This window comes from Marichromatium bheemlicum, assembly GCF_012276755.1.
Lineage (GTDB): Bacteria > Pseudomonadota > Gammaproteobacteria > Chromatiales > Chromatiaceae > Marichromatium > Marichromatium bheemlicum.
In genome coordinates, this window is record NZ_JAAXKX010000006.1 from 114647 (window position 1) to 133226 (window position 18580).

Annotated in this window: 18 protein-coding genes; 13 read left to right on the forward strand and 5 right to left on the reverse strand. The window is 68.9% G+C overall.

Translation table 11 applies throughout. The features are described from left to right. Positions 1 to 51: 51 nt before the first annotated feature. From HF203_RS06450 to HF203_RS06465, 4 genes are all read right to left on the reverse strand, one after another. Positions 52 to 2064: a methyl-accepting chemotaxis protein gene (locus tag HF203_RS06450; RefSeq protein ID WP_168667808.1), complete on the reverse strand. Its 2013-nt coding sequence runs from the start codon at positions 2062 to 2064 to the stop codon at positions 52 to 54. A 94-nt stretch (positions 2065 to 2158) separates the two neighbouring features. Beyond that, complete coding sequence (locus HF203_RS06455; RefSeq protein ID WP_168667810.1) at positions 2159 to 2737, reverse strand: chemotaxis protein CheW; 579 nt, start codon at positions 2735 to 2737, stop codon at positions 2159 to 2161. 4 nt (positions 2738 to 2741) lie between these two features. Continuing rightward, positions 2742 to 3170 carry a response regulator gene (locus tag HF203_RS06460; RefSeq protein WP_168667812.1) on the reverse strand — a complete coding sequence of 143 codons (429 nt, stop codon included), beginning with the start codon at positions 3168 to 3170 and terminating at the stop codon, positions 2742 to 2744. 8 nt (positions 3171 to 3178) lie between these two features. Next, entirely contained in the window at positions 3179 to 3604 is a 426-nt protein-coding gene (locus HF203_RS06465) for a response regulator (protein WP_168667813.1), read from the reverse strand. 510 nt (positions 3605 to 4114) lie between these two features. Between HF203_RS06465 and gshB the strand changes: the two genes are divergently transcribed. The 9 genes from gshB (at position 4115) to HF203_RS06510 (ending at position 12266) form a co-directional block, all read left to right on the forward strand. Further along, positions 4115 to 5071 (forward strand): glutathione synthase, encoded by a 957-nt coding sequence (gene gshB, locus HF203_RS06470; RefSeq protein ID WP_168667815.1) that lies wholly within the window; start codon positions 4115 to 4117, stop codon positions 5069 to 5071. 60 nt (positions 5072 to 5131) lie between these two features. Beyond that, positions 5132 to 6223, forward strand: coding sequence for an FAD:protein FMN transferase (locus HF203_RS06475; protein ID WP_168667817.1), 1092 nt, complete (start codon positions 5132 to 5134; stop codon positions 6221 to 6223). Then, positions 6220 to 7158: a TonB family protein gene (locus HF203_RS16095; protein ID WP_210424666.1), complete on the forward strand. Its 939-nt coding sequence runs from the start codon at positions 6220 to 6222 to the stop codon at positions 7156 to 7158. Before HF203_RS06475 ends, HF203_RS16095 begins: the two co-directional genes overlap by 4 nt. Positions 7159 to 7308: 150 nt before the next feature. Further along, positions 7309 to 7872: a YqgE/AlgH family protein gene (locus tag HF203_RS06485; protein ID WP_168667819.1), complete on the forward strand. Its 564-nt coding sequence runs from the start codon at positions 7309 to 7311 to the stop codon at positions 7870 to 7872. Positions 7873 to 7899: 27 nt separating this feature from the next. After that, entirely contained in the window at positions 7900 to 8346 is a 447-nt protein-coding gene (gene ruvX / locus HF203_RS06490) for a Holliday junction resolvase RuvX (protein ID WP_168667821.1), read from the forward strand. Continuing rightward, positions 8303 to 8857 (forward strand): bifunctional pyr operon transcriptional regulator/uracil phosphoribosyltransferase PyrR, encoded by a 555-nt coding sequence (gene pyrR, locus HF203_RS06495; RefSeq protein WP_168667823.1) that lies wholly within the window; start codon positions 8303 to 8305, stop codon positions 8855 to 8857. The genes ruvX and pyrR overlap by 44 nt, the downstream gene beginning before the upstream one ends. Continuing rightward, complete coding sequence (locus HF203_RS06500; RefSeq protein WP_168667825.1) at positions 8854 to 9855, forward strand: aspartate carbamoyltransferase catalytic subunit; 1002 nt, start codon at positions 8854 to 8856, stop codon at positions 9853 to 9855. Before pyrR ends, HF203_RS06500 begins: the two co-directional genes overlap by 4 nt. Beyond that, positions 9845 to 11143 (forward strand): dihydroorotase, encoded by a 1299-nt coding sequence (locus HF203_RS06505; protein ID WP_168667827.1) that lies wholly within the window; start codon positions 9845 to 9847, stop codon positions 11141 to 11143. The genes HF203_RS06500 and HF203_RS06505 overlap by 11 nt, the downstream gene beginning before the upstream one ends. A gap of 85 nt (positions 11144 to 11228) precedes the next feature. Further along, positions 11229 to 12266 carry a PilT/PilU family type 4a pilus ATPase gene (locus HF203_RS06510; protein ID WP_168667829.1) on the forward strand — a complete coding sequence of 346 codons (1038 nt, stop codon included), beginning with the start codon at positions 11229 to 11231 and terminating at the stop codon, positions 12264 to 12266. 505 nt (positions 12267 to 12771) lie between these two features. Here HF203_RS06510 and HF203_RS06515 read toward each other — a convergent pair. Beyond that, complete coding sequence (locus HF203_RS06515; protein ID WP_168667831.1) at positions 12772 to 14304, reverse strand: RsmB/NOP family class I SAM-dependent RNA methyltransferase; 1533 nt, start codon at positions 14302 to 14304, stop codon at positions 12772 to 12774. A gap of 250 nt (positions 14305 to 14554) precedes the next feature. Between HF203_RS06515 and prmA the strand changes: the two genes are divergently transcribed. The 4 genes from prmA (at position 14555) to purH (ending at position 18433) form a co-directional block, all read left to right on the forward strand. Next, a complete protein-coding gene (gene prmA / locus HF203_RS06520) occupies positions 14555 to 15442 on the forward strand; it encodes a 50S ribosomal protein L11 methyltransferase (RefSeq protein WP_168667833.1) in 888 nt (295 codons plus the stop codon). Beyond that, positions 15439 to 16446 (forward strand): tRNA dihydrouridine synthase DusB, encoded by a 1008-nt coding sequence (gene dusB, locus HF203_RS06525; protein WP_168667835.1) that lies wholly within the window; start codon positions 15439 to 15441, stop codon positions 16444 to 16446. Before prmA ends, dusB begins: the two co-directional genes overlap by 4 nt. After that, entirely contained in the window at positions 16443 to 16751 is a 309-nt protein-coding gene (locus tag HF203_RS06530) for a helix-turn-helix domain-containing protein (RefSeq protein WP_168667837.1), read from the forward strand. The genes dusB and HF203_RS06530 overlap by 4 nt, the downstream gene beginning before the upstream one ends. 107 nt (positions 16752 to 16858) lie before the next feature. Next, the gene (gene purH / locus HF203_RS06535) at positions 16859 to 18433 is read left to right on the forward strand and encodes a bifunctional phosphoribosylaminoimidazolecarboxamide formyltransferase/IMP cyclohydrolase (protein WP_168667839.1); all 1575 of its coding nucleotides are present in this window, start codon (positions 16859 to 16861) and stop codon (positions 18431 to 18433) included. Positions 18434 to 18580 lie beyond the last annotated feature (147 nt).

An 18580-nucleotide genomic window follows, 5' to 3' on the forward strand; every position in this document is an offset into this window, starting at 1 on the left:
GGCGCCGCCGCACCCGCCCCGGGTGTTGTCTCTCGTCCGCGACCGCCCGTCTCAGGGCAGCCGGAATCCGGCCACCGAGCGCTGCAGCTCGATGGCGAGGTTGGCCAGCTGCTCGACCGAAGAGGCCACCCGCCGGGTCCCGTCGTTGTTCTCCTCGGTAAGCGCACGGATCGCCTGCACCGTGTCGTTGATCTCTGCGGACTGGCGCGACTGGCGCTGGGCCGAGTCGGCAATACGCTTGGTGAGGTCGGCGATGTAGGCCGAGACATTCTCGATCTCGCGCAGCGCATCGCCGGCGTTCTCGGCGAGGTTGGCGCCCTCGACCACGCCCGAGGTACTCGCCTCCATCGAGCTGACCGCCTCGTTGGTATCGGCCTGGATGGTGCGCACCAACACCTCGATCTGCTTGGTGGCGTTGCGCGAGCGCTCGGCCAGACGCTGCACCTCATCGGCCACCACCGCGAAACCACGTCCGGCCTCGCCGGCCATCGCCGCCTGCATCGCGGCGTTGAGCGCGAGGATGTTGGTCTGATCGGCGATGTCGTCGATCAGCTCGACGATCTCGCCGATCTCCTGCGAGCTCTCGCCGAGACGCTTGATGCGCTTGGCCGTCTCCTGGATCTGGTCGCGGATGGCGTCCATCCCCTGGATGGTGTCGCGCACCGTCTGCGCACCGCGACCGGCGACCTCGACCGAGCGCGAGGCGACCTCGGCCGACTCCCCGGCATGGCCCGCCACCTCGTCAATCTGTTGGGTGAGCATCTGCACTGCGTTGGAGGCCTGGGTGATCTGCTGCGACTGGGCGGTGCTGGCATCGGCCAGGCGCGCCGAGATGGTGCGGCTGTCCTGGGCCGAGGTGCTCACGCGCTTGGCGGTCTCGTTGATGGTGGTCACCAGACCCCGCAGCGCCTCGACGGCGTAGTTGATGGCATCGGCGATGGCCCCGGTCTTGTCCTCGGTGACCGAGGCCTCGACGGTGAGGTCACCGTCGGCCAGGTTACCGATCTCGTCGAGCAGCCGTTGGATCGCCTGCTCGTCACGCGCACTCTGCGCCTTCGACAGCTCCTCGCGCCGGTGTGCCTCGCGCACCGCGAGATAGGCGAGCAGCGCCAGGCTGAGCAACACCGCGCCAACGCTCGCCAACACCAGGACGAGGCCGATCTCGAGACCGCCGAGGGGGAAGCGCAGCGGCGCGGCTCGATAGGCCGTAGCGAGCGCGGCGAGCGCACTCTCGAGACCTTCGGCGGCGCTACTCAGGCGGGTCGCGGCATCGAAGGCGGCACTCGCCGCCGCCCCCTGCTCGAGGGCCTCGGCGAGGGCCCCGTCGAGGGCCGCGCTCACCCGTAGCGCATCCTCGAGCGCGCCACGTGGCTGCGGGGCGGCGGCCTCCGTGGCAAGCTCGGCGAGCGCCGTGCCGAGCGCCTCGCGCTCACCCGCTAACGCCGCGCTCACCCGCTGTGTCGTCTCCTCGCCAGCGGGCAGGGTATCGAGCAGGGCATCGATCCGCGCCAGCCGCGCCGCCTGGCGCCCCAGGCGCAACGCCGCGGCCGCAGACACCTCACTCACCGCCACACGCTCAGCGGCGCGTTCGAGCGCGGCCTCGGCGCGGACCACCAGCGCGCGGGTCTCGCGGATCGCCTGGCGGGCGCTCAATGGGGCCTCACCAGCACCGAGGATGTGTTCGAGTTCGACCCGCAACGCGGTCCAGCCGTCACGAGCCGAGCGCCATGGCTGTTCCAGGCCAGCGACGTCCGGGCGCAACGCCCCCTCCTCACCGCCGAGCGCGGCACGCAGCCGGTCGCGGGCCTGGCGCAACCGTGACGCCGCGGCCGCATCGCCCTGCAACAGCGCAGCGGCGTCACGACCGAGCTGCGCGACCGTGGTCGCCGCCGTGCTCGCCGCGGTGGACTGCCCTCGGTTGGCCGCGTCGACCTGCGCGAGGCGGAGGGAACCGAGCAGCGCCAGCACCGCAAACACCAGTGCCAACAACACCAGCAACAGGGTGATCTGTCGCGAGCCACCCTGGCGCCGCTGGCGTGGGTTGAGCGTCTCTGGTTTGGCCATCTGCTACCGAACTCCCGGAGATATGGATCATGCCCGCACAACGCCGTGGCGGACACTGCGATGAATGGATGAAGGGGTTAGACCGTGCCCGGTATCAACCGAGCGCGGCATTGAACAAAGGGTCGGCCAGCAGCCGCTCCAGGCGGAGCACGGCCACCGCCTCGTCATCGACCTGATAGGCCCTCTCGACATAGCGCGCGCTCGCCCCCAGTCCCTCGGGCAGGGTCGGGCTGCGGGCATCGTGCCGGACGTGGCGCATCCCCAGCGTCTCCGACACCACCAAGCCACAGGGTGACTCACCCTGGCGCACCACCAGCACCCGGTCACGGGCCCGGCGACGCCCCGGTGGAGCATGATGCGCGCCGGACTGCCCCCCCTGGGTCAACACCGCCAGATCACTGATCGGCAACAGGGTGCCACGGTTATTGGCGACCCCGAGGAACCAGGGATGGGTCCCCGGCACGCGGGTGATCTCGACCGGCACCTCCAGCACCTCGGCGATCTGCTCCAAAGGGGTCAGAAACTTCAGGTCTCGCACCCGGAACAGGACCGCCGCCCAGCTGTCCGGCGGCGGCGCATCGTGCGGGAGGGCGGTACGTTGCGCCCGACAGCTAGCGTCGAGCTGACGGATCAGGGCCTGTAGTTCGGCCCCGGTGGTCGGCGTCTCTGCCATGCCCTCAGCCCTCCAGTACCGCGCGCACCCGCGACAGCAGGGTGTCGGCATCGACCGGCTTGACCAGATAATCGACCGCGCCCTGACGCAGCCCCCAGGTCCGGTCGGTCTGCTGATCCTTGGTGGTCACCATGATTACCGGGATGTCGGCGGTGACCTCATCGCGCCGCAACATCCGTGTGGCCTGGAAGCCGTTGAGCACCGGCATAATCACGTCCATTAGGATCAGGTCCGGGTGTGATCGCCGCGCGATGGCGATCGCCTCCTCGCCGTTGGTCGCGGTCTCGACCTGGTAGCCCGCCTGGGTGAGCACCTTGACGAAGATCCGGGTCTCGGTCGGGGAATCGTCGACCACCAACACCCTGGCCCCGGCGACAGGCGGCTGGGTGGCGTCGTCCGTGGTCGAATCCGTCTTGCGAAAGATGCGTCTCATGGCTGCGCTCACGAGCCCGCTGGGCTCCGTTCTGGGGCACGACCGAGGTTGTCGCGCACCGCTGCCAGTAGTTCCTCTCCGGTGAACGGCTTGGAGAGATAGAGTTGGGCGCCAACCAGGCGACCCTTGGCGCGATCGAACAGTCCGTCCTTGCTCGAGAGCATCACCACCGGGGTGTGGCGAAGCGTGGCGTTGCCCTTGATCAGGGCGCAGGTGTGATAGCCGTCGAGACGCGGCATCATGATGTCGACGAACACCAGGTCGGGCTTGAAGGCGACGATCTTGCCCAACGCCTCGAAGCCGTCGGCGGCGACCATGACCTCACAACCGGCCTTGGCCAGCAGGGTCTCCGCGGTCTTGCGGATGGTCTTGCTGTCATCGATCACCAGGATCTTGGCACCGATCAGATCGGCATGGTCCGAAGGATCCGTCACGCTGACGCCCTCTCGAGTCGGCACGATTGAAGCGTATACCCTCAGGGCACACCCCGCACCTCAGCCCCGCAGCTGCGACGGGGTCGGAGACTGTCACATTCGCGGCATCGGACAGGGGCGCGGGGGGACACGCCGGCGGGTACGCTGTCGATGGCGCGCGCGATCCACCATCGACCGGGCAAGTCTAGCAGTGCCGCGCGCGTCGTCGCCAGCGGTCAGGAGGTCGCCCCGAGAGACGCCGAGGGTGCGAACCAAACGACCGACTCCGGACACGTCGATTGGATTGCCGCCTTTTAGCAAACCAACACCAGCGCCAACACCTGCTGACGGATTGAGATCACCATCAGGCAGGCGGAGCGGTTAACCGAAACTTATGACCGTATCCATCCACGATGGAGCGTCTGCCCCGCCAACCGCTTGATCCCTTGCTTTGCGCCCGTCGCGACTTCGCGGCTCAATCCCACTGGTCGCTGGTAGCTGGTCGCTGGTCGCTGCAGTAAACTGCCGAACATGAGCATCGACATCGGCATGGTGATGGACCCAATCGGGTCCATCAACACCAAGAAAGACAGCAGCCTCGCCATGCTGCTGGCGGCGCAGCGGCGCGGTTGGCGGCTGTGGTACATGGAACTCGGCGACCTCGCCCTCGAGGGCGATCGCGCGCTCGGACGGATGCGACCGCTACAGGTCCGCGACGACCCCGCCGACTGGTACACCTTAGGCGACCCCGAGGTCCGCCCACTCGGCGCGCTCGATGCGCTGCTGATGCGCAAGGACCCCCCGTTCGACATGGAGTACGTGTTCTCGACCTATCTGCTCGAACACGCCCAGGCCGCCGGCTGCCTAGTGGTCAACGACCCACGCAGCCTGCGCGACGCCAACGAGAAGCTGTTCACCGCACGCTTCCCACAGTGCACCCCACCGACCCTGGTGACCGCCAGCGCCGCCGACATCCGCGCCTTCCTCGCCGAGCACGGCGAGATCGTGCTCAAGCCGCTCGATGGCATGGGCGGGGCCTCGGTGTTCCGGGTCGCCACCGCCGACCCCAACCTCGGGGTCATCATCGAGACCCTGACCCAGCGCGGTCGGCGCTATTGCATGGCACAGCGCTATCTGCCAGAGATCCGCGACGGCGACAAACGGGTGTTGATGATCGACGGTGAGCCGGTGCCCTATTGCCTGGCACGCATCCCCGCCCCCGGCGAGAGCCGCGGCAACCTCGCCGCCGGCGCCAGGGCCGAGGCCCGACCGTTGCGCGCGCGTGAGCGCTGGATCGCCGAACAGGTCGGCCCCGAACTCCGCGCCCGTGGCATCCTGTTCGCAGGGCTGGACGTGATCGGCGACCATCTCACTGAGGTCAATGTCACCAGCCCGACCTGCATCCGCGAACTCGACGCCGCCTACGGCCTCGACATCGCCGGTGCCCTGATGGATCGCATCGCCGCCCGACTCGACGCCCACGACTGATCCGGGCGCGTGCCCTCGGGGTCGGCAGCAGCGGATCGCCGTAACCCGAGGAGTACCCCCATGCCGTCTCCGTGCCGCCCGTCGCCCACCCGCCCCATCCTGCTCGCGCTGCTCGCGCTGCTCGCGCTGCTCGCACTCGCTGGCTGCCGCGAGACGACACCGGTAAACACCACTCGGCTACAAGCTTTCGGCGAGCCGCTCGACCTCACCCTGGTCGGGGTCGACCCCGAGCTGGCGCGCCGCGCCCGCGACGAACTCAGCGAGGACATCACCTTCCGCGCCCGCGCCTGGGACCCCTGGAGAGCGGGCGCACTGGCCGAACTCAATCAGCGCCTCCCCAGCGGCGAGCCGGCCACCATCCCGCCCTCGGTCCTGCCACTACTGCGCACCGGCCAGCGACTCGCCGCGCGCAGCCAGGGACTCTACAATCCCGCCCTCGGTGAACTGGTCGCGCGCTGGGGCTTCGACCGCACCCCGCCACGCGCCACCCCACCGACTCAGGCACAGCTCGACGCCCTGCTGACACAGGCACCGACCATGGCGCAGCTGCGCCGTGACGGACTCGAGATCCGCGCCACCAACCCCAGTATCCAGCTCGACTTCGGTCGCCTGGCGCCGGCGCTGGCCATCGACCTGGCGATCGCGCGGCTGCGCGAGCTGGGCATCGTCAACGCCCTGATCCAACGCGGCGGCACCTGGCGCGCCAGCGGCGATCGAGGCGGCCAGCCCTGGCGGGTACCGATCCTGCGCGCCGGAGGCTCCGGGGTACTGGCCATCGTCACCCTAGGCCGCGACGAGGCGCTGGGCAGCGTGGCCGATCACCAGCGCGACTTCATCCACCAGGGCGAGGTCTATCATGATGTGCTCGATCCGCGCACTGGCCGACCGGCGCGCGCCAGCCGCACCGTCACCGTGCTCCAGCCCGACCTGGCCAGCGCCACCGTCGCCGCCCACGCACTATTCGTCGCCGGCCCCGAGCACTGGCTCGAGGTCGCCCGCGCGATGGGGGTGACCACGGCGTTGCTGATCGACCGCGCCGGCGAGGTCCATGTCACCCAGGCGCTGTGGGACCGACTCGAACGGGTCGACCCCGGCGCCAGGATCCACCGCGTCAACCCGATTACCACCGAGGCCGCAGCCACCGCCCCATGATCGACCGTCCGACCCCGACCCTGGATCCACTGCCACCGGAACTGCTCTCCCCCCCCTCGCCCAAGGGCGATGGCCGGGGGCTGACGGTCGCCCTGGCCGTCGCCGCCGTGCTGCACCTGGTGGTGCTGGTGGTGTTCGACATCTGGCCGACGCCACACCCGCGCCAGCCACTCCCCGACTCGGCGCTCGAGGTCCTGCTGGTACAGGCCCCGGAGAACACCGACCGGGTCTCACCCGACGCCCCCGGGGCACTCCACAACCGCCAGGGTGAGACCATCCACGGCGATGCCGCCCACACCCTCGAGGGCGAGACCGACACGCCCCCGGCCACGGGCGCCCCGCTGGCCCTCGCCCCGAGCGAACAACCACCGGGGCTGGCGACGACGTCCACGCCGCCCACCGGCTCGCCGCTCACCGCCTTGACCCTGGAGGGCGACGCGCCGCGCCGCCCCGAGGTCCAGGCCACCCCGCAGCCGCCGGTCGTCGATGCCGCGCAGATCCTCGCCAGCCGCGACCACACCGTCGCACGCCTCGCCGCCGCGCCCAGCCCCGGGGAGGACGACTCCTCGAGCAATCTGCGCCGCCGCGCGGTGAGCGCGAGCACCCGCGAGATCCGCTACGCCAGCTATCTCGCCGCCTGGACCCGCAAGGTCGAGCGCATCGGCAACATCAATTATCCGCAGGCGGCCAAAGAACAACGCATCTACGGCAGCCTCCTGCTGCACGTCTCGATCCGCGCCGACGGCAGCCTCGCCCAGGTGCGGGTGGTCCGCTCATCGGGTTACGACTTGCTCGATCAAGCGGCGGTACGCATCGTCGAGTTGGCCGCGCCCTTCGCGCCCTTCCCGCCGGACATCGCCGCCGAGACCGACGTGCTCGACATCATCCGCAACTGGCAGTTCATGCGCGGCGACACCCTCGGCTGGGAGCACTGATTCGGACAGCAGGCGGTATTCGTATAAACCCAAGGGGTACGATTAACATCAGCGAACGACCTCATTAACCGTACCCCTTTGGTCAAGCCAGCGCCGAGCGGCGCATCCTCGCACTTGCCTCGGGTTGCGCCGCACCGGATACTAGGGACCATGGCCTACAGCTCCTCACTGACCAATCACTTCCTGATCGCGATGCCGGGTCTTCAGGACCCAAACTTCGCGCGTACCGTGACCTATGTCTGCGAGCACACGGAACAGGGCGCGATGGGCATCGTCATCAACCGCCCACTGGAGGTGACCCTCGGCGAGCTGCTCGCGCAGCTCGAGATCCCCACCGATGACGCCGAGCTGCAGGCGACCCCGGTCTATCAGGGCGGGCCGGTGCAGACCGATCGCGGCTTCGTGCTACACACCGCCGGGCCGAGCTACGACTCGACCCTCGGCATCACCGAGGAGATCAGCCTCACCACCTCGCGTGACGTGCTTGAGGCCATCGCCCACGGTGACGGACCGGAGCACAGTCTGGTAGCACTCGGCTACGCCGGCTGGGGCGGCGGCCAACTCGAACAGGAGATGAGCGCCAACGCCTGGCTCAACGGCCCGGCGAGCGACGACATCATCTTCCACCTCGATACCGGCGAACGCTGGTTGGCCGCGGCGCAACTGCTCGGGGTCGACCTCAACCTGCTCAGTGGCGAGGCCGGTCACGCCTGAGCGCGTGACGTACCACCTGGACGACGCATGGCAACCCTGCTCGGCTTCGACTTCGGAACCCGCAAGATCGGCATCGCCGTCGGCCAGACGGTGACCGGCTCGGCGAACCCACTGACCACCCTGCGCAACCGCCAGGACAAACCCGACTGGCCGGGCATCGAGGCACTGATCCGTGAATGGCAGCCAGAGGCGCTGGTCGTCGGCCTCCCCTTCAACATGGACGACACCGAGGTCGACTGGTCGGGACGGGTGCACCGCTTCGCCCGCCAGCTCAACGGCCGCTTCGGGCTCGAGGTCCACCTGATCGACGAGCGTCTGACCTCGCTCGAGGCCCAACGGCTGATCGCCGAAGGACCCGCAACAGCCAAATCGACAACGCCGGACGCCGTCGATGCATTCGCGGCGGCCCTCATCCTGGAAACCTGGCTCTGTGAGCAACACCAACATCTGGAAGGACGCCGCACAGATCGATGAGGCCATCGCGCGCATGGCCGACGATCTCTCGGCCCTGCTCGAACGGCGCGCGATCGACGATGCGCTGATGATCGGCATCCACACCGGCGGCGTCTGGGTCGCCGACCGGCTGCACGCCCGTCTCGGACTCGAGGCCCCGCTCGGTCATCTCGACATCTCCTTCTATCGCGACGACTTCACCCGCATCGGGCTCCACCCCCAGGTCCATCCCTCCTACCTGCCGGTGGGGGTCGACGACCGTCACCTGATCCTGGTCGACGACGTGCTGCAGAGCGGACGCACCATCCGCGCCGCGCTCAACGTGCTGTTCGACTACGGTCGCCCGGCCTCGGTCACCCTCGCCACCCTCGCCGAGCGCGAGGCCGAGCGTGAGCTGCCGATCGCCGCCGACGTCGTCGGTCTGCGCGCCCAGCTCGACCCCGGCACCCAGATCAAGCTCAGCGGCCCCGAGCCACTGGTGATGCTGCTCGGCCACACCCCCGACAAGCACGATCAGGGGGCCTCGGCATGAGCGCACTGACCCCACAGCTCGACGCCAACGGCAAGCTCAAGCACTTCCTCACCCTCGACGGGCTCGACGCCACGCTACTGCACGAGATCATCGACCGCGCCAGCGGCTTCCTCGGTGTCTCCGACCAGGCGGTGAAGAAGGTGCCGCTGTGTCGCGGCAAGGTCATCGCCAACCTCTTCTTCGAGACCAGCACCCGTACCCGCACCACCTTCGAGCTGGCCGCCAAGCGGCTCTCGGCCGACGTGCTCAACCTCAACATCTCCACCTCCTCGACCGCCAAGGGCGAGACCCTGCTCGACACCTTGCGCAACCTCGAGGCGATGCACGTCGACATGTTCGTGGTGCGGCACGCCACCAGCGGCGCGGCACACTTCATCGCCGATCATGCCGCCCCCCACGTCAGCGTGGTCAACGCCGGTGACGGGCGCCACTCGCACCCCACCCAGGCGATGCTCGACATGCTCACCATCCATCGCCACAAGCCCGACTTCGGTCAGCTGCGGGTAGCGATCATCGGCGACATCCTGCACTCGCGAGTGGCGCGCTCGCAGATCCTCGCCCTGCACACCCTCGGCGTCCCCGAGGTGCGGGTGATCGGTCCGCGCACCCTGATCCCGGCCCAGGCCGAGGAGGCGCTCGGGGTCAAGGTCTATTACGACCTGCGCGAGGGGCTACGCGATGTCGATGTGGTGATCATGCTGCGGCTACAGCGCGAGCGCATGAGCAGCGCCCTGCTACCGAGCGAGCACGAGTACTTCCAGCTCTACGGCCTGACCGAGGAGCGCCTCGCCGTCGCCCACCCCGAGGCGATGGTGATGCACCCCGGCCCGATCAATCGCGGGGTCGAGATGGACTCCCAGGTCGCCGACGGCGAGCGCTCGGTGATCCTCGAGCAGGTCAGCAACGGCATCGCCGTGCGCATGGCGGTGATGTCGATGTGTCTCGGCACCCAGAACCTGCAGCATTCCCAGATCGCCGGAGCCACCGATGGCCAGTAGTCCCAAGATCACCATTCGCAACGGCCGGCTGATCGACCCGGCCTCCGGCATCGACAGCCACAGCGACCTGCACATCGCCGAGGGCCGGATCGCGGCCATCGGCGCCGCACCCTCCGGCTTCCAGCCCGACCGCACCCTCGATGCCAGCGGCAGGCTGGTGGTGCCCGGTCTGGTCGACCTCTCGGCGCGGCTACGCGAACCCGGTCACGAGCACAAGGCGACCATCGCCAGCGAGACCCGCGCCGCCGCGGCCGCCGGTATCACCACCCTGTGCTGCCCGCCCGACACCCATCCGGTGATCGACACCCCGGCGGTGGCGCAGCTCATCCAGCAGACGGCCACTCGCAACGGTTATGCTCGGGTGCTGCCGATCGGCGCGCTGACCCGTGGGCTCAAGGGCGAGACCCTGGCCGAGATGGCCGCGCTCAAGCGCGCCGGCTGCCCGGCGCTCGGCGAGGCCGAGCGCCCGATCCGCAACACCCATGTACAGCGCCGCGCGCTCGAATACGCCGCCTCCTTCGGGATGCCGGTGTTCATGCACCCGCTCGACCCCGAACTCAGCGAGGGCGGCTGCGCCCACGAGGGCCGCATCAGCGCCCGGCTCGGCCTGCCGGGGATCCCCGAGGCGGCCGAGACCCTGGCCATCGCCCGCGGCCTGGCGCTGGCCGAGCAGACCGGCGCGCGCATCCACTTCCGCGGCCTGTCGACGGCGCGCGCCGTGACCCTGCTGGCCGAGGCGCGACGTCGCGGCGTGCGCGCCAGCGGCGACGTCAGCATCCACCAGCTGTTCCTCACCGAGGACGACCTCGCCGGACTCGACGCCAACTGCCACCTGCTGCCGCCACTGCGCACCCAGGCCGATCGCGAGGCGCTACGCGGGGCCGTGGCCCAGGGGGATCTCGACGCCGTCTGCTCCGATCACCAGCCGCACGACGCCGACGCCAAGCTCGCCCCCTTCCCCGACACCGATCCCGGCATCGCCGCGCTCGAGACCTTGCTGCCACTGGCGCTACGGCTGGTCGACGAGGGCGTGGTCGGGCTGACCGAGATGATCGCCCGCCTCACCCAGGGACCGGCCGCGATCATCGACCAGCCCTACGGTCGACTCGGCATCGGCGACATCGCCGATGTCTGTGTCCTCGATCCCGAGGCGCGCTGGACACTGACCCCCGAGTCGCTGGTCGGACGCGCCTGCAACACCCCCTTCATCGGCACCGAGATGCACGGACGCGTGAGCTGGACCCTGCTCGGCGGCCGCGTCGTCTTCGAACGCGTCGAACAGGACTGACCCCCACCCGGGCCGGCGCCACCGCTCATAGCGGTGGCGTCATCGAGCCTCGGGCACCACCGCCAACCGGACGGAGACCGCCGCCGTGGATATCGCCGAACTCCTCGCCTTCAGCGTCAAGAACAAAGCCTCCGACCTTCATCTCTCGGCCGGTCTGCCACCGATGATCCGGGTCGATGGCGACATGCGCCGGATCAACGTCCCGGCGCTCGACCACCGCGCCGTGCACTCGCTTGTCTACGACATCATGAACGACAAGCAGCGCAAGGATTACGAGGAGTTCCTCGAGACCGACTTCTCCTTCGAGATCCCCGGCGTGGCGCGCTTCCGTGTCAACGCCTTCAACCAGAAGCGCGGCGCCGGCGCGGTATTCCGCACCATCCCCTCCAAGGTGCTCTCGCTCGAGGACCTCAACGCCCCACCGATCTTCAAGGAGATCGTCAACGTCCCGCGCGGCCTGGTGCTGGTGACCGGCCCTACCGGTTCGGGTAAGTCGACCACGCTGGCGGCGATGATCGACCATCTCAACGACAACGAGTACGCCCACATCCTCACCATCGAGGACCCGATCGAGTTCGTCCACACCAGCAAGAAGTGTCTGCTCAACCAGCGCGAGGTCCATCGCGACACCCTCGGCTTCAGCGAGGCGCTGCGCTCGGCGCTGCGTCAGGACCCGGACATCATCCTTGTCGGCGAGCTGCGCGACCTCGAGACCATTCGCCTGGCGCTCACCGCCGCCGAGACCGGCCACCTAGTATTCGGCACCCTCCACACCACCTCGGCGGCCAAGACCATCGACCGCATCATCGACGTCTTCCCCGCCGCCGAGAAGGAGATGGTGCGCGCGATGCTCTCGGAGTCGCTACGCGCAGTCATCGCCCAGACCCTGCTCAAGAAGATCGGCGGCGGCCGGGTGGCGGCGCACGAGATCATGATCGGCACCCCGGCGATCCGTAACCTCATCCGCGAGGCCAAGGTCGCGCAGATGTACTCGGCGATCCAGACCGGCCAGGCCCACGGCATGCAGACCCTGGACCAGAACCTCAAGGAACTGGTCCAGCGCGGCGTGATCACCCGCAAGGACGCGCAACAGAAGGCGCAGAACAAGGACAGCCTGATGTAAGCGGCCAGCATAGCCTCGTAGGTTGGGTTAACCGTCCGCCCACCATGCCACCGAAGAATCTGCGGCGCTCGTCGACGGTTAACCCAACATCGGAGCGCGATCGCAGCGCTTCGATGCATGAACCACAAAGACGCGAAGCTCGCTAAGGATTTGGGGCGACCAGCTCAAAGGCAGCTGCAGCTGAAACTGGAGACCGAAAAGCGCGCGCACCGCTCGCCCCCTTCCCCTCCCTTCGCGCCTTCGTGGTTCGAATCAGCGGCCAACCCGTAGGTTGGGTTGCCCGCTCCACCCCGGCGACATAACGTCACCCCAGGACGGGCAACCCAACATCGACGACGACGCGGCGTTGGGTTGCCGTCGGCAACCCAACCTACGTCCTAAGGCTTTAGAGCGACCAGCTCAAAGGCGACTGCGGCTGAAACTAGAGGCCGAAAAGCGCGCACCGTTCGCCCCCTTCATCCCTGCAATCCCTTCGCGCCCTTCGCGTCTTGGCGGTTCATTCTCTCTAATGATGCGACGATGACGCGCCCGCTGGCGGTTGAGGGCTAGCCGCTGCGGGCTGACCGCCCGATGTCGCGGTACAGCCGCTCCAGCGGCTCGGGAACAGGCTCTCGACCACCCCGGAGCGATGTACCACCGCCATCCCCAACACGTGCCCGCGATAGCTCGCCACCACCTGGCCATAGGCGCCAGCGGCAAGCTGCTCGGGGTGTGGCGTGAAGGTCTCGCGACGCAGATAACGGTCGCGCTGTTCGGCGTCGAGGTCGAGGCGATGGGCGCTCGCCTCACGCCCGAGCACCAGCGCCCCGGCAGTGGTCGGCTTGGGCGGACGCACATTGGTGCGGTGGAAGAAGAGGCCACTGGCCTCGGGGCGCGGTGCCCGCGGCGGGCAGTGATCGGCGGCGCTCAGGTGCAGCCCACGCTTGGTCTGGCGGTGCACCCGATAACGCGACCAGATGTCCTCGGGCAGGCCGTAGCGCGACGCCACACCCTCCAGCCAGGGTGCGATCTCCTCGGCGCCATCGACCGGCGGTGCCGGCGGCGCCGCGCGATGGCGCTCGGCGACATCGGCCGGCTTCTCCAGCACCGCGATGAAGAACCCACCGCTGTCGTTGTGGTGAGGCCAGATGCGCATGCAACCGGCGAGGCGCGGATCGAGCGCCTGCCCCTGCCACTCGGTGAGCCCAGGCGCGCAACGGATACCGGGTAGCGCCGCCGGCAACAGCCGCAGCCCCTCGCCCGCGGCGGCGAGCACCGCGTCGAGCACCAACTCATTCTCCTCCGGGGCGAAGGTGCAGGTCGAGTACACCAGGCGTCCGCCGGGGCGCAACAGGTGCACCGCCTTCTCCAGCAGCAAGCGCTGCTTGGGCGCGAGCCGCGCGGCGTTCTCCGGCCCGAGTCTGCCGAGCAGCGAGGGGTTGCGCCTGAGCGTCCCCTCGCTCGAACAAGGGGCGTCGAGCAGGATGCGGTCGAACTGCCCACCACGCAGCGGCCAATTCGAAGCGTCCTTGCAGGTGGTGCTGACGTTGACCACGCCGAGACGATCGAGATTGCCCTGCAACGCCTTGATCCGATGGGTGGAGAGATCATTGGCGATCAGGGTGCCGCGATTGCCGAGGGCGAAGGCGATCTGTGCGGTCTTGCCCCCTGGCGCCGCACACATGTCGAGCACCCGCTGCCCCGGCGCAAGATCGAGCAGTCGCACCGGTAGCTGCGAGACCAACTCCTGGGCATGCGCCAACCCCGCACAGTACCACCAGTGCTGCCCGGTACGGGCCTCGGGGGCGAGACGCAGCGCCCCCGGGAGCGCGGTCAACGGCTCGGCCGCAATCCCCTCCTCGGCGAGCAGCGCCACCAGTTCGGCGACCGAGATCCGCGTCGGGTTGGCCCAGATACAGGGTGCCAACGGGCGCCCCAGGGCAGCGACGAAGGCATCCCAGTCGTCGACGAGGTCGCGATAGCGACTCAGCGTGGAGGCGGCGATCTGCGCCGGGGTGCAGGCGGCAGCACTGCTGCCACGGGGGGATCGATCTTTCATGAACTCGTTACTCGATGACAGGGAACCCACGCGCCCGAGCACGGAACGCGGACAGCCGGGGCGACGCGGGAGAAGAGAAAGGCGGCTGATGATAGTGAAGGCGAGAAACGAACCGCAAACGACGGTTACGCACGTCCCTCGGGGCCGGTACAGGACGACGGGCTGAGGCCCAGCACGCGACGAGGCAATCGACCCCGCCGGCGCGTGCGGATGCTATGATTTCAGGTTTGTTTCAGAGGACGCGCGCCCCATGCCCTGGCTGCAGCTCAGATTCGACGCCCCCCGCGAACAGGCCGAACGGCTCGCCATCGAGCTGGAGGAGGCCGGCGCCCTGTCGGTGACCTTCGGCGACGCCGGCGACGACCCCCAACTCGAGCCCGGTCCCGGCGAGACCCCGCTGTGGTCGGAGGTGACCACCACCGCTCTGTTCGAGGACGATGCCGCCAGCAGCGCACTGGTCGCCGCACTCTGCCGCGACCTCGGCACCCGCCTGGCGCATGCGCCGAGCGTCGAGCGGCTCGAGGATCAGGTCTGGGAACGGGTCTGGCTCGACACCTTCAAACCCACCCGCTTCGGCCAGCGGCTGTGGGTCTGTCCCCACGGCCAATCGCCCGAGACCGATGACGCAGTCATCATCGCCCTCGATCCCGGACTGGCCTTCGGCACCGGACACCACGCCACCACCGCGCTCTGTCTGGAGTGGCTCGACGGCGCCGACCTCGCCGGCAAGACGGTGCTCGACTACGGCTGTGGCTCGGGCATCCTCGCCATCGCCGCACTCAAACTCGGCGCGGCGCGCGCCATCGCCGTCGACCACGACACCCAGGCACTCGAGGCCACCCGCGACAACGCCGCGGCCAACGGCGTGGCCGAGCGCATCGAGTGCTATCTGCCCGACGAGCAGCCCGAGGGCCAGGTCGATACGGTGCTCGCCAACATCCTCGCCGGCCCGCTGGTCGAGCTGGCCCCGCGGCTGATCGCAGCGGTTCGCGACGGTGGCGAATTGGTGCTCTCCGGCGTCCTCGCCGAGCAGGCCGAGACGGTACGCGCCGCCTACGCCGGGGCGATCGCACTCGATCCCACCTGTCAGCGCGAGGACTGGGTGCGGATCAGCGGCCGCCGAGCGACCGCGCCATGACCATCCGCCCCTTCCAGATCGGCCCCCACCGCCTGGAGAACAACCTGGTGCTGGCGCCCATGGCCGGCATCACCGACCGCCCCTTCCGCACCCTCTGTCGCCGCCTCGGCGCGGGGCTGGCGGTCTCGGAGATGATCTCGGCCAACACCGCGCTGTGGGGCACGCGCAAGTCGGTGTGCCGGCTCGACTTCGGCGACGAGCACGGCCCGGTCTCGGCGCAGATCCTCGGCGCCGACCCCGCGGCCATGGCCGAGGCGGCACGGATCAACGTCGCCCACGGCGCCGACATCATCGACATCAACATGGGTTGTCCGGCGAAGAAGGTCTGCAAGGTCGCCGCCGGCTCGGCGCTGCTGCGCGACGAGTCGCTGGTGGCGGCCATTCTCGAGGCGGTGGTGGCGGCGGTCGAGGTACCGGTCACGCTCAAGATCCGCACCGGCTGGGCGCCGGAGGCGCGTAACGCACCGCGCATCGCCCGCATCGCGCACGACAGCGGCATCGCCGCACTCACCGTGCACGGGCGCACCCGCGCCTGCGGCTATGGCGCCCCGGCCGAGTACGACACCATCCGCGCCATCCGCGAGCAGGTGCCGATCACGCTGATCGCCAATGGCGACATCCGGGACGCGCACAGCGCACGGGCGGTTCTGGACTACACCGGCGCCGATGCTATCATGATCGGGCGCGCGGCCCAGGGGCGCCCCTGGATCTTCCGCGACATCGCCACCGCACTGGCCACGGGCGACACGCCCGCCCCGACCCCGCCCCCTCGTGCCTGGATCAGGGATCTCCTGCGCGAGCACCTCGAGCAGCTCTACCAGTTCTATGGCGACCACGGCGGGGTGCGCATCGCGCGCAAGCACATCGCATGGTACAGCCGCCACCTCCCCGGTGCGGCTCGCTTTAGAGACCAGATCAATCGGACCGAGACACCAGCGCAACAGCTCGCGCAGGTCCTCGCGTTCTTCGATCAATGCCCCGACACGGAGACACAGGCAGCATGAAGACAGAGGCTGCAGGCAACGCATCGGAACCGACCTCGACGGGGCTTCGGGTGACGGACGCCAGCCATACCGATCCACTGAGCAAGTGTGTACGTCTCGCGCTGCGCGCCTATCTCGACAACATGGGCGATCACGACGTGCACGACCTCTATGCCCTGGTGATGGAGGAGGTCGAACGCCCTCTGTTCGAGACCGTGCTCCAGCACACCGGCGGCAACCTCAGCCAGGCATCGCGCATGCTCGGCATGACCCGCACCACCCTGCGCAAACGGCTGAACGACTACGGGGTCGAGCGCGAGCGTTGATCGCGCGCACCCCACTGGCGCCGTACGCGGCGCCGGTCGATTGATTCCACCCGCGGAATCGATCAGCATCCATCCAGTACCAACCAACCGATCCGGACCTACACCAGATGCAACCCATCAATCGCGCCTTGATCAGCGTTTCCGACAAGACCGGCCTGGTCGACTTCGCCCGGGAGCTGGCGGCCAGGGGCGTCGAAATCCTCTCCACCGGCGGCACCGCACGACTGCTCACCGAGCAGAACATCGCCGTCACCGAGGTCTCCGACTACACCGGCTTCCCCGAGATGATGGCCGGGCGTGTCAAGACCCTGCACCCGACCATCCACGGCGGCATCCTCGGACGTCGCGGCACCGACGACCGGGTGATGCGCGAGAACGGGATCAAGCCGATCGATCTGGTGGTGGTCAACCTCTATCCCTTCGAGCAGACCGTGGCCCGTCCCGACTGCGACCTGCCGACCGCGATCGAGAACATCGATATCGGCGGCCCGACCCTGCTGCGCGCGGCGGCCAAGAATCACGCCAACGTCACCGTGGTGGTCGATGCCGGCGACTACAGCCGCATCACCCGCGAGCTGACCGAGCACGGTGGGGTGAGCGACACCACCCGCTTCGATCTCGCCGCCAAGGCCTTCGAGCACACCGCCCGCTACGACGGCGCCATCGCCAACTATCTCGGTGCCCGTGCCGAGGCCCAGAGCGAAGGCGAGGCAGCCCCGGCGGCCCTGCCCCGCACCCTGTCGCTGCAACTGGTGCGTCACCAGTCGATGCGCTACGGCGAGAATCCGCACCAGAACGCCGCCTTCTACGTCGAGCACCAGCAGCCCGAGGCCGGCATCAGCACCGCCCACCAGCTCCAGGGCAAGGCGCTTTCCTACAACAACATCGCCGACACCGACGCCGCGCTCGAGTGCGTCAAGCAGTTCGACGAGGCCCCGGCCTGCGTCATCGTCAAGCACGCCAACCCCTGTGGCGTGGCCATCGGCGCAACCATCCGCGAGGCCTACGAGCGCGCCTTCTCGACCGACCCCGAGTCGGCCTTCGGCGGCATCATCGCCTTCAACCGCGCGCTCGACGTCGAGACCGCGAAACTGATCGTCGAGCGCCAGTTCGTCGAGGTCATCATCGCCCCCAGCGTCGACGCCGAGGCCGCGGTGGCCGTCGCCGCCAAGAAGAACGTGCGTCTGCTCGCCTGTGGTGAGTGGCCGGCACAGCCCGGCGCCCGGCTCGACTACAAGCGCGTCAACGGAGGGCTGCTGGTGCAGGACGCCGACCTCGCGCTGCGCAACGAGCTGCGCACCGTCACCACCCGCGAGCCCAGCGAACAGCAACTCACCGACCTGCTGTTCGCCTGGCGGGTGGCCAAGTTCGTCAAGTCCAACGCCATCGTCTACGGTCGCGACGGCATGACCATCGGCGTCGGCGCCGGTCAGATGAGCCGCGTCAACTCCGCGCGCATCGCCGCGATCAAGGCCGAGCACGCCGGTCTCCAGGTCGCCGGCTCGGTGATGGCCTCCGATGCCTTCTTCCCCTTCCGCGACGGCATCGACCAGGCCGCCGAGGCCGGCATCACCGCCGTCATCCAGCCCGGCGGCTCGGTGCGCGACGAGGAGACCATCGCCGCCGCCAACGAGCACGGCATGGCCATGGTGTTCACCGGGATGCGCCACTTCCGCCACTAGGCCGGCGCATCAATCTGAACCGCAAAGACGCGAAGCACGCAAAGCGATCTTGAGGGAGGCCCTGGGCGCATCCCGACACCGGGGGCGGCAACAGGCCGCTCCCGGAGAAGAGCCTTGGCGTCCTTTGCGCCTTTGCGGTTCCATCTG

What these genes read in the sequence shown, in the direction of transcription:
- HF203_RS06450 (WP_168667808.1), bottom strand. Translation starts at nt 2,064, where the DNA reads ATGGCCAAACCAGAGACGCTCAACCCACGCCAGCGGCGCCAGGGTGGC.
- HF203_RS06455 (WP_168667810.1), bottom strand. Translation starts at nt 2,737, where the DNA reads ATGGCAGAGACGCCGACCACCGGGGCCGAACTACAGGCCCTGATCCGT.
- HF203_RS06460 (WP_168667812.1), bottom strand. Translation starts at nt 3,170, where the DNA reads ATGAGACGCATCTTTCGCAAGACGGATTCGACCACGGACGACGCCACC.
- gshB (WP_168667815.1), top strand. Translation starts at nt 4,115, where the DNA reads ATGAGCATCGACATCGGCATGGTGATGGACCCAATCGGGTCCATCAAC.
- HF203_RS06475 (WP_168667817.1), top strand. Translation starts at nt 5,132, where the DNA reads ATGCCGTCTCCGTGCCGCCCGTCGCCCACCCGCCCCATCCTGCTCGCG.
- HF203_RS16095 (WP_210424666.1), top strand. Translation starts at nt 6,220, where the DNA reads ATGATCGACCGTCCGACCCCGACCCTGGATCCACTGCCACCGGAACTG.
- HF203_RS06485 (WP_168667819.1), top strand. Translation starts at nt 7,309, where the DNA reads ATGGCCTACAGCTCCTCACTGACCAATCACTTCCTGATCGCGATGCCG.
- ruvX (WP_168667821.1), top strand. Translation starts at nt 7,900, where the DNA reads ATGGCAACCCTGCTCGGCTTCGACTTCGGAACCCGCAAGATCGGCATC.
- HF203_RS06500 (WP_168667825.1), top strand. Translation starts at nt 8,854, where the DNA reads ATGAGCGCACTGACCCCACAGCTCGACGCCAACGGCAAGCTCAAGCAC.
- HF203_RS06505 (WP_168667827.1), top strand. Translation starts at nt 9,845, where the DNA reads ATGGCCAGTAGTCCCAAGATCACCATTCGCAACGGCCGGCTGATCGAC.
- HF203_RS06515 (WP_168667831.1), bottom strand. Translation starts at nt 14,304, where the DNA reads ATGAAAGATCGATCCCCCCGTGGCAGCAGTGCTGCCGCCTGCACCCCG.
- prmA (WP_168667833.1), top strand. Translation starts at nt 14,555, where the DNA reads ATGCCCTGGCTGCAGCTCAGATTCGACGCCCCCCGCGAACAGGCCGAA.
- dusB (WP_168667835.1), top strand. Translation starts at nt 15,439, where the DNA reads ATGACCATCCGCCCCTTCCAGATCGGCCCCCACCGCCTGGAGAACAAC.
- HF203_RS06530 (WP_168667837.1), top strand. Translation starts at nt 16,443, where the DNA reads ATGAAGACAGAGGCTGCAGGCAACGCATCGGAACCGACCTCGACGGGG.
- purH (WP_168667839.1), top strand. Translation starts at nt 16,859, where the DNA reads ATGCAACCCATCAATCGCGCCTTGATCAGCGTTTCCGACAAGACCGGC.